Source organism: Thioalkalivibrio sp. ALJ4, assembly GCF_000377225.1.
In the GTDB taxonomy this organism is placed as follows: Bacteria; Pseudomonadota; Gammaproteobacteria; order Ectothiorhodospirales; family Ectothiorhodospiraceae; genus Thioalkalivibrio.
The window spans coordinates 89,205-103,721 of sequence record NZ_KB897919.1; the positions used below are offsets into that span (position 1 = coordinate 89,205).

At 66.6% G+C, this 14,517-nt stretch carries 13 protein-coding genes; 4 read left to right on the top strand and 9 right to left on the bottom strand.

Features of this window, described 5'->3' with window-relative positions; translation table 11 throughout:
- Window positions 1-45 precede the first annotated feature (45 nt).
- The 3 genes from C936_RS0109930 to C936_RS0109940 all read right to left on the bottom strand — a co-directional run bounded on the left by C936_RS0109930 (window position 46) and on the right by C936_RS0109940 (window position 2,659).
- On the bottom strand, window positions 46-363 hold the full coding sequence (locus C936_RS0109930; RefSeq protein ID WP_012982770.1) for a hypothetical protein: 318 nt from the start codon (window positions 361-363) through the stop codon (window positions 46-48).
- Between the two features lie 92 nt (window positions 364-455).
- Window positions 456-1,205, bottom strand: a complete 750-nt coding sequence (locus C936_RS0109935) for a bifunctional 2-polyprenyl-6-hydroxyphenol methylase/3-demethylubiquinol 3-O-methyltransferase UbiG (protein ID WP_018649471.1) — start codon at window positions 1,203-1,205, stop codon at window positions 456-458.
- Window positions 1,206-1,348: 143 nt separating this feature from the next.
- Window positions 1,349-2,659: a diguanylate cyclase gene (locus C936_RS0109940; protein ID WP_018649472.1), complete on the bottom strand. Its 1,311-nt coding sequence runs from the start codon at window positions 2,657-2,659 to the stop codon at window positions 1,349-1,351.
- Window positions 2,660-2,875: 216 nt separating this feature from the next.
- Here C936_RS0109940 and C936_RS0109945 point away from each other — a divergent pair, with 216 nt between their 5' ends.
- On the top strand, window positions 2,876-4,405 hold the full coding sequence (locus C936_RS0109945) for an amidase family protein (protein ID WP_051074796.1): 1,530 nt from the start codon (window positions 2,876-2,878) through the stop codon (window positions 4,403-4,405).
- 26 nt (window positions 4,406-4,431) lie between these two features.
- Here the strand turns inward: C936_RS0109945 and C936_RS0109950 are convergent, their stop codons facing one another.
- From C936_RS0109950 to C936_RS0109965, 4 genes are all read right to left on the bottom strand, one after another.
- The gene (locus C936_RS0109950) at window positions 4,432-5,439 is read right to left on the bottom strand and encodes an adenosine deaminase (protein WP_018174210.1); all 1,008 of its coding nucleotides are present in this window, start codon (window positions 5,437-5,439) and stop codon (window positions 4,432-4,434) included.
- A 75-nt stretch (window positions 5,440-5,514) separates the two neighbouring features.
- Entirely contained in the window at window positions 5,515-6,438 is a 924-nt protein-coding gene (locus tag C936_RS0109955) for an isoaspartyl peptidase/L-asparaginase family protein (RefSeq protein WP_018174211.1), read from the bottom strand.
- On the bottom strand, window positions 6,438-7,811 hold the full coding sequence (locus C936_RS0109960) for a sialidase family protein (RefSeq protein WP_018174212.1): 1,374 nt from the start codon (window positions 7,809-7,811) through the stop codon (window positions 6,438-6,440). The genes C936_RS0109955 and C936_RS0109960 overlap by 1 nt, the downstream gene beginning before the upstream one ends.
- Window positions 7,812-7,892: 81 nt before the next feature.
- Window positions 7,893-8,510 (bottom strand): rhomboid family intramembrane serine protease, encoded by a 618-nt coding sequence (locus C936_RS0109965; RefSeq protein WP_018139320.1) that lies wholly within the window; start codon window positions 8,508-8,510, stop codon window positions 7,893-7,895.
- Window positions 8,511-8,651: 141 nt separating this feature from the next.
- Between C936_RS0109965 and C936_RS0109970 the strand changes: the two genes are divergently transcribed.
- The 3 genes from C936_RS0109970 (at window position 8,652) to C936_RS0109980 (ending at window position 12,793) form a co-directional block, all read left to right on the top strand.
- A complete protein-coding gene (locus C936_RS0109970) occupies window positions 8,652-9,182 on the top strand; it encodes an Hsp20/alpha crystallin family protein (RefSeq protein ID WP_018174213.1) in 531 nt (176 codons plus the stop codon).
- A gap of 86 nt (window positions 9,183-9,268) precedes the next feature.
- Entirely contained in the window at window positions 9,269-10,294 is a 1,026-nt protein-coding gene (locus C936_RS0109975; RefSeq protein WP_019592568.1) for a DUF2235 domain-containing protein, read from the top strand.
- 126 nt (window positions 10,295-10,420) lie between these two features.
- Window positions 10,421-12,793, top strand: coding sequence for an HDOD domain-containing protein (locus C936_RS0109980; RefSeq protein ID WP_018174215.1), 2,373 nt, complete (start codon window positions 10,421-10,423; stop codon window positions 12,791-12,793).
- Window positions 12,794-12,799: 6 nt separating this feature from the next.
- On the opposite strand, the gene C936_RS0109985 is transcribed toward C936_RS0109980, so the two are convergent.
- Both C936_RS0109985 and C936_RS0109990 read right to left on the bottom strand, forming a co-directional pair.
- Window positions 12,800-13,168, bottom strand: coding sequence for a cytochrome b5-like heme/steroid binding domain-containing protein (locus C936_RS0109985; RefSeq protein WP_018139324.1), 369 nt, complete (start codon window positions 13,166-13,168; stop codon window positions 12,800-12,802).
- A 7-nt stretch (window positions 13,169-13,175) separates the two neighbouring features.
- Window positions 13,176-14,468, bottom strand: a complete 1,293-nt coding sequence (locus C936_RS0109990) for a ferric reductase-like transmembrane domain-containing protein (protein WP_018174216.1) — start codon at window positions 14,466-14,468, stop codon at window positions 13,176-13,178.
- Window positions 14,469-14,517: the final 49 nt, after the last annotated feature.

Genomic DNA, 14,517 nt, shown 5'->3' on the forward strand with positions numbered 1-14,517 from the left:
GGAAAGGATTGGGGATGTCGCGATACCGGTCGAAACCGGCAAAAGCTACCGCTGCGGGCGTTCGCGCAGGTCGCTCGCGGAACGGGTGACCTGTGCTTCGCGGTCCAGCATGATCAGGGCCTGCGTCTCCTCAGTCTCCTCGCTGACCATCTGGTCACCCTCGACCCCGGGCGGCGGGCTTTGAGGCCGCATTTCCATGACCTGCGCGAGGGTGGGCAGCTCAACCTTCGAGACCAGCTCGGCAGTGGCGTCCTGGGCTTGCGGATTCTGCATCGTCAGCACGAAGCCGGTCGCGAGCACGAGCAGCGACAGGATAAATGGGTGCTGTTGTTGGGCCGTATGCAGCGGACGGGTATCGAACATCGATGCAGCCTGGGTAAGGGACTTGATCCATGGACCATACCCGCGGGAGCGGGTTCCTTCAAGCAACCATGTTCCGGCCGCGAGTGCGCGTCTCAGGCCACTCGGCGGCAGACCAGAAAGACCTCGCCGACGTCTTCTGTGGGGATCATGCCCGGATAGAGCTGGAGCGTCTTCTGACGCTTCAGGGCCAGCGGCATGAAGTAGCGGTTGTAGTAATGCATGGCCGTATCGCGGTGATGCTGCAGGAACCACATGCCCAGACGGGTGAGGAGTGACGAGCGGGGCTTCATGCCGAAGACGCCGCTCTGATCGATGGTAAGACCATGGCGTTCCAGCAACGCGAACAGGCTGTTGGGCGTGTAGCGGCGGTAGTGACCCACGATTTCGTCGAAGCGGGTCCAGTACTCCGGATGGAGGGGCGTCGAGAGCAGGATGCGCGCCCCCGGGGCGGCGACACGCGTCAGTTCGCGCATGGCCTGCTCGTCATCCTCGACGTGCTCGATGATGTCGAGCGCAGAGATCAGGTCGAAGCGGCCGTCTTCGTAGGGCAGGTCGCTGATGACCGCAGATTCCGTGTGACCGCCTTCGGCGCGCAGCGTGCGCAGGGCGGGCTCGCTGATGTCGGCGAAGTGGGTACCGGCGATGGGCAGCCGCGGCCGCATGCCGGGCCCGACCTCAAGGCGCTCGCAGCCGTCGCGATTGAGTCGGCAGACCAGCGGCCAGGTATTGAACTGGTCGGGCGACACCAGTTGCGAGTCTTTCCACAAGTCATTGTAGAAACGGCGATTGGTGTCGAGCAGCCGATCGTGATCGGCGGTATGCGGGGAGGCAGGATCAGACAAGCAGATTTCCGGGGTGCGAATATGTGAAGAGTATAGGGATTCTGTGACGCTCCATGGCGGAGACCGGGGGGCGCATGTGGGAAGCTGTGAACGGCGTCCGGGTTCCGCCCACGCAAGGGAGCGCTTACCTGGGGCGATGTCGATCAGCCGAAATGTTGTTCCGTGGATTCCTGTGACCGCGTGGGGACCGACACCACGCAGTTCCGCCCTTGGGCCTTGGCGTTATAGACGGCCTCGTCGGCCGCGCGGAACAGGTCGTTGATTTCTACATCGCTGCCCGGCTCTCGGCTGGTGACTCCGAAGGACGCGGTGAGCGGCAGGCCCGCCGGGCGCAGGTCCTGGATCCGCTGGCGCAGGTCCTCGGCACGGGTATGGGCATCGAACAGGTCGTTGCCTGGCATCAGGATCAGCAGTTCCTCGCCGCCGAAGCGGACAGGGACCTCGCCGGGCGCGGCCACGGCGCGCAGGAGTTCGCCAATGGCCGCGAGGACTTTGTCGCCGACCAAGTGACCGTGACGGTCATTGATGTCCTTGAAGTGGTCGAGATCCATCAGGATCAGGGCCAGCGGTTGTTCCCGGCTGCAGGGCTCATCGAAGAAACGGCTGGCGAACTCGGTTAGTGCATTGCGATTGCTCAGACCGGTCAGTGGATCAACCATTGCCATTTCGTAGTGCTTCTGACGCTGAAGGCGGACCTCTTCCATCAGGCGTTTGTTGTTCAGCAGGTTGCACAGGCGCGTCCGAAGTTCACCCCCTTGGAAAGGTTTGGTGATGAAGTCATTGACGCCAAGGCGAAATAGCTCCGCGCGTTGGTGCTGATCATCCAGGCCAGACATGGCGACGATTGGCATCTCGGTCATGTCCGGGCATTGCTGACGGATGCACCCCACAAGCCCCATCCCGCTCAGCTCGCCCTCAACCAGGATGTCGCTCAGGACCAGGTCGAACTGCGAGGGATCGAAGGCCGCGAGGGCGTCGGAGGCACTGGCGTAGTGCACGATATCGATGCCCATCGGCTCCAGGGCGCGGCGCAGGTAGCGTGCGGCGGTGGGGCTGTCCTCCACAAACAGAATCCGTCCGCTGTGGAGGTTCTCCAGCGGCTGCGCGTACCGTTCGGCCTGCTGGAACAGTTCCCCAATGTTGGTTCGGTCGTGGACATCGGTCGCGCCCGCGGCGAAGGCGCGTTCGCGAATGCGCATATCGGGGTTGGACGTAAGGAGGATCAGTGGCAGCCCGCGGCCGTGACGCTTCTTGCGCGCCGCGCGGCAGAATTCCAGGCCATCCATGTCGGGCAGGCTTAGCGAAACGCAGGCCAACTCTGCGCGGAAGATGTCCAGGCGTGCGAGCCCCTCGGCGCCGGTGCCGGCCATGCTGGCTTCGTGTCCGGCGGTGCCCACCATGCGGCTCCAAAGGGCCCGGAACACGCGCGAGCGATCGACGACCAGGATCCTCATGATCCCGGCTCCTGTGGGCGATCCTGCCGTGGCCCCCTGTGCCCGTGCATGTCCTTGCTCCCATTCCGTCCGGAAACCGCAGCGTCCGTGCTGCCGCTCCGTATAGTGCGCGTTGCCAGCGTTTGCAACAACTGCGGTACTTCGGCTGTGTTGCCGGGGCATGAATGGAGCGTGGGTCGCCTGACTGCATAAGCCAACCCACGGTACAGTTCCGTCATGAAAGGAGACGACGCTGGCAAGGCACCGGGAGCGCGCGATTATCGCCAATGGGATGCCTGCGCCTGTGCGGCAGCCGTGCGTGACGGGGAGGTCGCGCCCGGGTCTCTGCTGCGGTGCGCGCTGGAGCGCCTGGATGCGGTGAACCCCGTGCTCAATGCGGTTTGCATCGATGCCCGATCGCGTGCCAATGCGCGAATCGACGAGGGCGTTAAGGGACCATTCGCCGGGGTCCCGTACCTGGTCAAGGACCTCCTGCAGGACGTCCAGGGGCTTCCCTCGACCCTGGGCAGTCGGTCCTGCCGTCAGGTGATTGCGCCGGCCAGTGCTGACACCGTCCACCGAGCCGAAGAGGCAGGGTTGGTGATTCTGGGCAAGACCGCGACCCCGGAATTCGGGCTCAAGGGGGTTACGGAGTCCGCGCTCTGGGGGCCGACGCGAAACCCGTGGGATATCGATCGCTCGCCCGGTGGTTCCAGCGGCGGGGCGGCGGCGGCCGTGGCGGCCGGGATCGTGCCCATGGCCGGTGCCAACGACGGGGCCGGGTCGATTCGCATACCGGCCTCGTACTGCGGGTTATTCGGACTGAAGCCTTCGCGCGGTCGGGTGCCGGTGACGCCGCTGGCGGGCGAGGCCTGGGAGGGCGCCGTGAGCGAGGGGGTGCTTTCGCGCAGTGTGCGTGACAGTGCCCGGATGCTCGATGTCCTGTCCTCGGGGCAGAGTGCTTCCGCGCCCTTTCGGGTGGAGCCACCTTCGGCAAGCTTCGAGGTACTCGCCCGACGCGAGCCGGGACGCCTGCGGATCGGCTGGAACGTCGATTCGCCCGTTGGCGGAAGAGTCGATCGCGATTGTGTGGAGGCGGTGGGGCGGGCCGGCGCTTTGCTGGAAGCGCAGGGCCACGTCGTCGAGCGGGTAACGGACTGGCCAGTGGATGGCCGGCATGTGGCGCGGTCGGTACTGGCGTTGTTGTACGGACAGGTGGCGGCGTTTGTGGCGCGGGCGCGCGAACGGGGTGCGCGCTGGGACGACTTCGAGCTGGATACGCGTACGCTGGCGCGGCTGGGGCGGGCGTTGACCGCGGGGGAATACGCCCGCGCCCGGCAGGGCTGGAATCGCGTGAGTCTGGCGCTGGCGACGCTGTTCGAGCGCTATGACGTCCTGCTGCTGCCGACCGTGGCGATGCCGCCCCCGCGGATCGGCGAGCTGGAGCCAGCCCCCCTGGTCCGCGCCCTGCAACGGCTTGCCCTGTACCTGCCTGTGGGCCGCTGGATGCTGAACAGCCGCTTTCTGGAGCGGATGACGTTCGAGAACCTGGAGCGCACCCCGTTTACCCTGGCCGCCAACCTGGCCGGAATCCCCGCGATGTCGGTGCCGCTGCACTGGGATCGGGATGGACTCCCCGTGGGTGTGCAGTTCATGGCGCCCTGGGGCGAGGAGGGGCGGCTGCTCTCGCTGGCAACCCAACTGGAAACCGCGCAGCCGTGGTTTGACCGGGTGCCGCCAGCCCAGACGGACACCCGCCAGGGCTGAAGGAGACGTCCTGTCCCGGTTCCCGGTCAGGCGATGCTGCGGCGCCAGTCCGTGATTTCGTCGTGCAGTTGCTGGCGCGACGGATCGTCCATGAAGGCGGCCTCGACCGCGTTGCGGGCGAGCTTTTCCAGTTCGTCGATCGACAGTGCCAGCGCGTCGGTGGTCGCGCGGAAGTTCTCGCCGATGTAGCCGCCGAAGTAGGCGGGGTCGTCGGAGTTGATGGTGACCCGCAGGCCGGCATCGAGCAGGCGCTTGAGGTTGTGGTCCTCGAGCTGGTCGAACACGCAGAGCTTGATGTTCGACAGCGGGCAGACGGTCAGCGGGATCTGTTCCTTCGCAAGCCGTTGCAGGAGGGCGGGGTCCTGTTCGGCCTGCACGCCATGGTCGATGCGATCGACCTGCAGCAGGTCCAGGGCCTGGTGGATGTATTCGGGCGGGCCCTCCTCGCCGGCGTGGGCGACGACACGGAAGCCGGCCTCGCGCACGCGATCGAAGACGGCCCGGAATTTCTCCGGCGGGTTGCCCTGTTCGGCCGAGTCCAGGCCGAACGCCGCAATGCGGTCGCGGTAGGGCAGGGCCGCCTCGAAGGTCTCCATCGCGGCCTCGGCGCTCAGGTGGCGCAGAAAGCACAGGATCAGGCGACTGGAGATGCCCAGCTCGCGTTCGCCGTCGCCCAGGGCGCGGGTGAGGCCGTCGATCACCGTCGCGAACGCCACGCCGCGTTCGGTATGCGTCTGGGGGTCGAAGAAGATCTCGGTGTGGCGTACGTGATCCTGCTGGCAGCGCTGGAGATAGGCCCACGTCAGGTCGTAGAAGTCCTGCTCGGTCAGCAGGACGCAGGCCCCCGCGTAATAGATGTCCAGAAACGACTGCAGATCCTGGAACTGGTAGGCCGCGCGCACCTCGTCGATCGAGGCATAGGGCAGTTCCACGTTGTTGCGCTCGGCCAGCCGGAACAGGAGTTCCGGTTCCAGGGCGCCCTCGATGTGCAGGTGCAGCTCTACCTTGGGGAGGCGGGCGATGGCGTCTTGCATGGTGGCGGCCTGTGGTTTCGTGCGTGGGCGAGGAATGGTAACGGCTTGTTCTGGATCGCGCTTGATGGGCCGCGATTACGGGTCGATACGCGTCTCGCTGGCGCCGCCGTGCTCGATCCAGCCACGGATCATGCGTGGGGTGGTCGTGCCGGCCGCACAGCGCCCCTCGCGGTCGATCACGATCGCCCCGCCGTAGCCGTCCAGTCGCTCGCGCAGCCGTCGCAGGCTCGCGGTGAGGGCCTCGGCGGCACCGAGGCCCAGCAGCTCGATATGGTCGGCCAGGTCTTTGGCGAAGACACTGCGTAGAAAATGCTCGCCGAGGCCGGTCGCCGAGATGGCGGCGGTGTGATCGTCGGCGTAGACGCCCGCACCTGCGATGGGCGAGTCCCCGACGCGGCCGGGGCGTTGGCCATTCATGCCGCCTGTGGAGGTTGCCGCGGCCAGGTGGCCGTGCTGATCGCGGGCGACCGCGCCGATGGTCCCCGGGGCGGGCTCGTCATGGTCCAGCGTGACTGTGCCGCGTCGCAGTGTTCGTTCCAGTTGCTCCCGCCGTTGCGCCGTGATCAGTCGGCTTTCGTCGATCAGGGGCAGCCCGGCCTGCCGAGCAAAGCTTGCGGCACCCTCCGCAACCAGCAGCACATGCGCGCCGTCCTCCAGGATTGCGCGGGCCAGGCGGATGGGATTGGCGATCCCGCGAACGGCGCCCGCAGCCCCCACACCGAGGGTTTCACCTTCCATGATCGCGGCGTCCAGCTCGACCGTGCCCTCGCGGGTCAGCGCGGCTCCGATGCCGGCGTTGAACAGCGGCTCGTCCTCGAGTAACGCCGCGCAGTATTCAACGGTATCGAGTGCTCGTTCGCCATGGGCCAGGCGCTCGCGGCCGGCCTCTAGTACCCGCAGCGTCGCGGCGTGATACTGCGCGGCAACCAGCGGGTCCTGCGCCTCGCGGATGTGGCCGGCACCGCCGTGGATCATCAGCGAGAAGGGCTCCAAGGCCATCAGCGATCCTGCACCTGTCCGCGGATCAACAGGATGTCGCTGTGGCTGCCCGGGACAAAGCGGCTCTGGGCGATCGCGATCTCGCCAGCCGCGTTGGCGGCCATCCGCCGTTTCAGCTGCCCCTGAAGCCCACCGCTGTAGGGTTGGTCGACGGTCCCGGGGACGGGCTCGACAGGCGCGAACGCCAGGGTGTCCAGTGGAGCGAGGCTAAACGCGAGGCCGTACGGGCGATCAGTCGGGTGTGGATAGCGCTGCCAGACGAGATAGAGCCGGTCGGCGGAGCTCGACAGCGTGGGGAAGCCGCCCGGCCAGTCGTCCGCGTCGAGTTCGTTCGCCGGGCTGAACTCAAGGGTGTCCGCATCGGCCTGGGTGATGTGCATTCGACGGTGGTAGGGCTGGCGGTAGTCCTCCAGGTCGTTCGCCGGGATGGCTCCGAACGCCAGATGCACGGTGCCTTCGTCATCCACGGCCAGCGAAGGGGCGTCGGCGTGACCGGGCGTTTCAAGCGCCGTCGCGGGTGGGGAAAAGCCTTCGCCCAGGTCATCGGACGTGGCGATGCGGACATCGGCATACGGACTGTCGCCCTCCGACCAGGCAAGCAGGATGCGCCCCGAGGGGGCCCGGGCCAGGCTCGGTGCGCGGGCCGGTTTGTCGGCCCCTTCGTTGATCGTCTCGGGCTCCGCGAAGCTTTCGCCATTGTCGGACGAATAGGTGACGCGCAGCGGACCCTGGTACTCGGTCCAGGCCGCGACGACCTGACCCTCGGCGGCCAGCAGCAGGTCCAGGCTGCCATTGTCCCAGCGATGGGCGGTGATGCGTCCCTTGCCGGCACCGTCCCGCGAGTTGGACAGATTCTGGTGGTCCTCGAACGAGCGGCCGCCGTCCCGGGAGCGGGCATAGAGGATCTCCCCGCCGTGGTCGCCCCCGGTAAACAGGATCTCCTGCCAGAGCAGATGCACGGTGAATTCGTCCTCGTCATCCGGGGCCGGCTCGATCGCGACGCGTGGCAGCCAGGAGAAGGTGTCCGGTTCCCCGCCGATACGGGTGGGTTCATCCAGGACGGCCTGACCGTCCCGGTCGTAGCGTTGCAGCAAGATCGCCTGTTCTACCTGGTCAACCCAGACGACCACCACCTCGCCATGATCGTTGATCGCCACCGAGGCATCGTCCACATAGCGAAACTCGGAGGCATTCATGCGCCAGGGGCCTCGGTAGGCCTCGCCGCGGGCGACTTCGCCGGGATCCTGCCAGACAATCCGGTTCTGGGCTTCGTGGTCCGCCAGTGGTGGTGTGGGCGCAATAGCGAAAGCTAGGCCGGCCACGAGGCCAATGGCCGGCCGGGCGTGTGCGTGTGCGTGTGCGGTACGAGCCATGCGACCTCCTGGGATGAAATCCGGGCCGGTTACGTGCGGCTGCGCATTATGGGACCACCGGGTGCCGGGAAGGATTCACGTCTATCCCCCAAGGGGAGACAACAGTTCCTGGACGAAACGGCCGAACAGCGCTGGTTCCAGCAGGAGCATGAAGCTTACGCCCCAGGCACCGCCCCACAGGTGGGCGCTGTGGTTCACATTGTCGCGAGCCTGGCGCTGCGCCCAGAAGGAATAGGCCACATAAGCCGCCGCAAAAACGATCGCCGGCATCGGGATGAAGAACACGAACAGCATCGACCAGGGCTGCAGCAGGATATAGGCGAACAGAACGGCCGAGACCGCTCCCGAGGCGCCCAGGCTGCGGTAGAAGCGGTTGTCCCGATGGCGCAGGTGGGTGGGCAGGATCGCCAGCACGATGCCGGCCAGATAGAACGCCACAAAGCCCAGTACGCCGATCTCCGGGACCAGCACGCGCTCCATGGCCATCCCGAAGAAGAACAGCGTGATCATGTTGAACGCGAGATGGGTACCGTCCGCGTGAATGAACCCGTGGGTGATCAGCCGCCAGTATTCCCCGCGGGCCACCGCCGGTGGCCAGTAGATCATCCGCTCCATCACGCGCGGTCGCTGCCAGGCCCAGACGGAGGTCGCCACGGTACCCGCGATGATGAACAGCGTGATGTAAAAGTCCTGTTCCATTGATGATCGGCCACGGTCGGGGGGCCGATTTTTCTGATGGGTTCGGCCCTGGATATTGAAAAGTTCGCTCGACTTCCTACGTATCGGGGTAGGAGCCCTGAATGCAAGTGCGTACGACACACAATACGAGGAGGTGACCGCATGGACCTGCAAAAGCTCAAGCCGTGGAACTGGTTCAAGCGCGAGGAACAGGAACAGCCCGAGGTCCTGCCCGTGCGGCGCGATGACGCCACGGGCGACCCGCTGCTGCGGATGCACCAGGAGATGGACCGGATGTTCGAGCAGTTCTTCGGTCGTGCCCCGGGCGGTGCCCTCGCGGGGCGTACCGGTCCATTGTGGCTGAAGCCCAGCGTGGACATCGCCGAGGGACGCAAGGCCTACCGGATCTCGGTGGAGGTGCCCGGGATCGCGGAGGAGGAGATTGACCTCTCGATCGATGGCGACGACCTGATCGTCTCCGGCGAGAAACGCCAGGAACACGAAGAGGACGAGGAGGGCTACCATCGAATCGAGCGCAGTTACGGGCGGTTTCGCCGGGTCCTGAGCCTGCCCGGCGACGCCGACACGGACGGCATATCCGCGCACTTCAGGAACGGCGTGCTGGATATCCATGTGCCCCGCCGCAAGGATGGCGAGCGCCCCGGGGTGCGGCGAATCGAGATTGGCCGTTAGCGTTGCGTGGGGGCACCGGTCGGGACATGCGCATCGGACCGGCGCAGTCTAGGCTGAAGGACAGGTAAGCGGCAGGGAGGCCGATGATGACGCGCCGTATCGTGATCTGCGCGGACGGGACCTGGAACCGTCCGGAAGAGGACGTCGAGTCCGACGTCCCGACGAACGTATTGCGCCTGGCTCGGGCGGTGGCGCCGGTCGACGCCGCTGGCGACACCCAGCAGGTGTTCTATGACTGGGGTGTGGGGTCGTACCACGCCCGGGTCAGTGGCGGAATAACCGGGCGGGGCATCCACAAAAACATCACCGATGCCTATCGCTACATCGTGCAGAACTACGCCTCCGGCACGGAGCTCTTCCTGTTCGGGTTCAGCCGGGGCGCGTACACCGTGCGCAGCCTGTGCGGCCTGATCAACAACTGCGGGGTTCTCCGGCGCCCGGATGCACGCCTGATCGAAGAGGCCTTTCGCCTGTACAAGCGCACAGGGGCGGCTTACAAGCCCGAGGGCAAGCACTCGCGCGCCTTTCGCGAGACCCACAGCCATCCCTCTCGGACGATCCGTTTCGTGGGTGTCTGGGATACCGTCGGGGCACTGGGCATCCCGTTTTCGGTGCTCGGGCTGTTCGACCGCACCGACGAGTTCTACGACACCAAGCTCGGCCCGAATGTCCGGATCGCCCGGCATGCACTGGCCATCGACGAGCGCCGCGCGGACTTCGAACCCACCCTGTGGGAGCCGCGCGAAGGGCTGGATCTGGACCAGCAGTGGTTCGCCGGGGTGCACGCGGATATCGGGGGCGGCTATCCACCCGATGCCCGGGGGCTGCGGGTCGCCGATATTGCCCTGGACTGGATGCTGGAGCAGGCATCCGCCGCAGGACTGGAGTTCGAGCCGCACCTCCCGGCCAGCCTGCGCCCCGACGCTCGCGCCGCGATCCACCAGTCGCGGCGTCACATCTATCGCTTGCGCCGTACACTGGTCCGGGATCTCGACCAGGGGGATTCCCCGACGCGGCTGCACTCGTCGGTCGAAGAACGCTACCGGCAGTCGCGCGACTACCGTCCTCCAAACCTCAAGGCCTATCTCGACAAGCGATCCCGCGACAGGTGACCTCACTGGCGCCGGGTCGTGTCATCATGAATGCACCGGCACGGGGGCGTTTGGAGGTATAACCGCCGCTTTGGCGGGGGTACCGGGCTCGGGGCGAGAGAGTGGCAACGGCTTTGGGGAGGGGGCATGGCGAGGTCGCGTGACGCGAGCCAGGAACGCTGGATCGATCGGTTTCGTGTGCTGGCGACACTGGGGGAGAGTGCGCGCGACGGCCTGTATGTCGCGCATGACGGCGTACTGGACCGGCGCGTGATGGTACGTACGCTGACGCAACAGGCCCTGGGCGATGCCGAGGCGCGTGATGAACTGATGCGTTCCGCCCGCGCGGTGAGCCGCTTCCGGCACCCCCACAGCGCGGCGATCTTCGAAGCGGGGCCCTGGGACGAGGGTCTTTACCTTGTATGCGAGTACATCGAGGGCGAAACGCTGGATGCCCTGCTCGCCAGGGGACGGCTGCCGCTGGACCGCGCCCTGGCGCTGATGCGCGAGATTGTCGATGCCCTGGCCGCTGCGCACGAGCAGGGGATTGTTCATGGGTCGCTGCAGCCCGCGAACATCACGGTGGGCGCGGATGGTCATGCGCGAGTCACCGGTCTGGGGCTCGCGTTGCCCCAGGGTAGCGAACAGGCCGCGGGGCATCAGACACAGACGCGCCATTACCTGGCCCCGGAGCAGCTGCGCGGCGGCACGCCTGCACTGGCAGGGGACGTGTTCTCGCTGGGGGCGCTGTTCTACGAACTCATGGCGGGGCGTCGGGCCTTTCCCGGGGACACCGACCAGGGTGTTCTGGATACGATGGAAACCGGCGTCTTCGAACCGCCGTCGAAGCACACGGGCGAGGGCGACGAACGCCTGGATGCCATCGCCCTGAGGGCACTGCGGCCCGATCCGCACGAGCGTTACGCAACGGCCCAGGCGCTGCGCGAGGCGTTTCTCGCCGTGACCGAGGGCCGCGAGTCCGACGCGGGAGATCCGGGCGACTTCATCCTTCGAAGGATCCGGCGCAAGCCGGACTTCCCGGGGGTCTCGGCCCACATCCGCGAGATTACCCAGTGCTCGGGCGACAGCCAGCAGCGCTCGGTCGCCGAACTGTCGAATGCGGTGCTGAAGGACTACGCGACGACACAGAAGCTTCTGCGGCTGGCCAATTCCCCTTTCTACAGCAACTTCGGCGGCAACATCCGCACGGTGTCCCGTGCGGTCGTCCTGCTGGGATTCGAGCAGGTGCGCACGGCGGCGCTAGGCCTCGTCCTGCTGGAAAACCTCAAGGGCGGGAGCCAGTCCGCTCGCCTGATGCAGGCGATGGTTCAGACGCTGTTCAGCGCGATGCTGGCGCGCACGCTGGCCCGGCAGCTCGGCGGAGTCGAAAGCGAACAGGCGTTCGTCTGCGCGTTGTTCCACGACATTGGGCGGATGTTGGCGCTCTACTACCTCCCCGAGGAGGCCGACGAGATTCAGATCCGGCAGACGCAGGGCGTTTCCGAGGGCAGTGCGGCGCGCCAGGTGCTTGGGCTCTCGTACGAGGCACTGGCGCGTGCCGTGCTGGAGGACTGGAACTTTCCGCGCGAGATCGTGCAGGCGGTCGAACGGGCGCCCGAGGGCACGTTGCCGGCGGTACGCGACCCGGACCAGCGTCTGCACCGGATCGTGACCCTGGCCAGCGAGATGGCGGGCCGGATTATCCACCAGGACCCGGCGGAGCAGGATCTCGCCCTGGCCGAACTGCGGCGCCGCTACAAGGCGTCGCTGGACGTCGAAGCTACGGGTATGCGCCGGGCCATTCAGGACGGGCGCGAGCATCTCGAGCAGTTTCTGAGCGTGGTCAAGCTGCCGCGCGAGGGGCAGGAACATCTGCGGCAACTGCGACGGAATCTGGGGGTTGGCGAAACCGCGCAGGGTGGCGATGTTCCGGACGAGGAGGCCCTGCTGGATGCCAATGGTGGCCTGGCGGCCGACGGCCCGGGCTCCGGGGCGGCGTCACCGGCCGAGCAGGCGGCGGCGCTGATGGAGTCGCTGACGGACATGCTCGATGCGATGGTCGAGGGATTCGAGCTGAACCCGCTGGTGCAGGCCGCGCTGGAAAACATCTACCAGGTGCTGGGGTTGCGCCGCGCGATGCTGATGCTGGCGGATCGGGAACGCCGCACGCTGGTGGCCCATACCGCGTTCGGGCATGAGGCGGAATCCCTGTCCGGGCGCTTGCGCTTGTCTCTGTCCGGCTCCGGCAATGTCCTCTCGCTGGCCATGACACAGCGCAAGGATATGGTGATCAGCGACAGTTCGGACCCGGCGATCAGCCGCTACATTCCGGGGGAGTTCCGTGATGTGCTGGATGCGCGTAGTTTTCTCTTGCTGCCCTTGGGAGTGCGTGAGCGCTGTGTGGGGCTGCTGTACCTGGAGTTGGCGCCGGGCAGCACGGAACTGGACCCGCTGGTGCTGCGCGCTCTGAAATCGGTTCGGAATCAGCTGGCCCTGGCGATCTGCGAGGCGCGTTCTTGACGCGATTCAAGGCGACCCCTCCCCGGCGAGTACGCCGATGCGGTAGTCGGGGAGCATGTCGTGGGCACGGCGGCTGTGGGGGCGGCCGGTACCCTTCGTATCCCATCCGTGCGAGGCATCCGTTCCGCAGTCGTCCTCGATCGGCGTCGGATGGCGCGGCAGGTACTCAGTGAAGTCATAGACCACGCCATGGATCGCCATCCAGCAGTCGTCTTCGCTGGCGTGGCGGGCCAGTTCCTCGTGCGTGATGCCCTCGTCACCCTCCACAACCGGTGGGGTGGTGTCCGGGCCCAGCAGGTGCACGGCCAGGAGGGTCAGCAGGCTCGCGATGAACGCGACTAGGAGCGTGTAGAGAGTCTGGCCGGTTCGTGTCATGGCGTTCTCACAGCAGATGGAAGGCCTCGGAGTGGATGCGCGCGTTCGGCACGCCTTCGGCATGCAGGAGTCCGCGGACGTAACGATCGACAACCCCCGGACCACAGATCCAGAACTCGGCGGATGCGAAATCCGCACAGTGCTGCCGCAGGAAATCGGCGCTGAGCAGGCCGTCCCGTTCGCGCAGGTGCAATGTCAGGTCCAGATCCTCGATCGTGTTGGCGAGACGCTCGAGTTCGTCATGGTAGGCCGCTGCTTCCCGGCGATCGGCCAGTTGGAACAGGTGCACGGGAGGGTTGGCCGAACGTCCTTCGTGCGCCAGCGCGCGTACCGCAGACACAAAGGGGGTAATGCCGACTCCCGCGCCCAGCCAGACGGCCGGCCGCTTGCGGTCATGCCCCTGCAGGAAGGTGCCGTACGGGCCCTCGACCTGGACCGGGCTACCCTTGGCGACCGTCTGCAACGCGCGCGATCCATCGCCCAGGCCCTTGATTCCAATCCTCAGGTATTCCTCCCCGGGTGCGGAGGCGATGGTAAAGGGGTGTTCTTCGCCCTGGCCGTTGGCCAGTCCCGGGTCGAGCGGCGTCAGATAAACAAACTGGGCCGGTTGATGCGCCAGCGGCTCTCCTTCGGGACGCAGACGCAGCTCGACCATGGTCGGGGTCAGCCGCTCGACTCCGTCGACCCGGTAGTCATGCCGTCCGATGCGGGGCGAGAGCAGCTTGCGCCACAGGTAGGCGGCCAGTGCCAGGATCCCGAGCAGCCACCAGGGCCAGGTCGCCTGCGCCAGCGGCCAGGCATGGACAACCCCCAGCAGAAGCGCGAGGCCGGACAGCACATGCAGGCGTTTCCAGCGGGCGTACCCGGGCTCGCCAAAGAACTTGAAGGTCGGGGCCAGCACGATGACTAGCACGACCAGTGCGCCCCATCCGGCCAGGATGGCCCAGTGATCGGGGCCCGGGAACAGGCGGTGAACGGCGGATGCCACCGAGTGTCCCATCCCCCCGGCGGCGACGAGCCAGACGTGCACGATCGCGAGGAGCAGGGCGGCGGCGCCCAGGGCGTGGTGGCGTCTCCAGAGGTCGATCAGCCCGCCGAACGGGCGGTCGCTGTGCGGTAGCCGGATGCTCAGGATGCCGGCCAGCAGCATGCAGGTGAGGGCGAGTACCCCGGAGACCTGCGTCAGCCAGCGGATGACCTCGTCGCGCTCCCAGATGATGGGCGCCAGGTGGCCACCGGCCCAGAGCGGGACGAGCAGCGCCAGCAGTAACAGAAAATCGCCCCGGTGGAGTCGGTTCACGGCGGCGCCCCTGAAGGGTGACCATCCGTCGAGTATGGAAATGCCTCGT

What these genes read in the sequence shown, in the direction of transcription:
- C936_RS0109930 (WP_012982770.1), bottom strand. Translation starts at nt 363, where the DNA reads ATGTTCGATACCCGTCCGCTGCATACGGCCCAACAACAGCACCCATTT.
- C936_RS0109940 (WP_018649472.1), bottom strand. Translation starts at nt 2,659, where the DNA reads ATGAGGATCCTGGTCGTCGATCGCTCGCGCGTGTTCCGGGCCCTTTGG.
- C936_RS0109945 (WP_051074796.1), top strand. Translation starts at nt 2,876, where the DNA reads ATGAAAGGAGACGACGCTGGCAAGGCACCGGGAGCGCGCGATTATCGC.
- C936_RS0109950 (WP_018174210.1), bottom strand. Translation starts at nt 5,439, where the DNA reads ATGCAAGACGCCATCGCCCGCCTCCCCAAGGTAGAGCTGCACCTGCAC.
- C936_RS0109955 (WP_018174211.1), bottom strand. Translation starts at nt 6,438, where the DNA reads ATGGCCTTGGAGCCCTTCTCGCTGATGATCCACGGCGGTGCCGGCCAC.
- C936_RS0109960 (WP_018174212.1), bottom strand. Translation starts at nt 7,811, where the DNA reads ATGGCTCGTACCGCACACGCACACGCACACGCCCGGCCGGCCATTGGC.
- C936_RS0109965 (WP_018139320.1), bottom strand. Translation starts at nt 8,510, where the DNA reads ATGGAACAGGACTTTTACATCACGCTGTTCATCATCGCGGGTACCGTG.
- C936_RS0109970 (WP_018174213.1), top strand. Translation starts at nt 8,652, where the DNA reads ATGGACCTGCAAAAGCTCAAGCCGTGGAACTGGTTCAAGCGCGAGGAA.
- C936_RS0109975 (WP_019592568.1), top strand. Translation starts at nt 9,269, where the DNA reads ATGACGCGCCGTATCGTGATCTGCGCGGACGGGACCTGGAACCGTCCG.
- C936_RS0109980 (WP_018174215.1), top strand. Translation starts at nt 10,421, where the DNA reads ATGGCGAGGTCGCGTGACGCGAGCCAGGAACGCTGGATCGATCGGTTT.
- C936_RS0109985 (WP_018139324.1), bottom strand. Translation starts at nt 13,168, where the DNA reads ATGACACGAACCGGCCAGACTCTCTACACGCTCCTAGTCGCGTTCATC.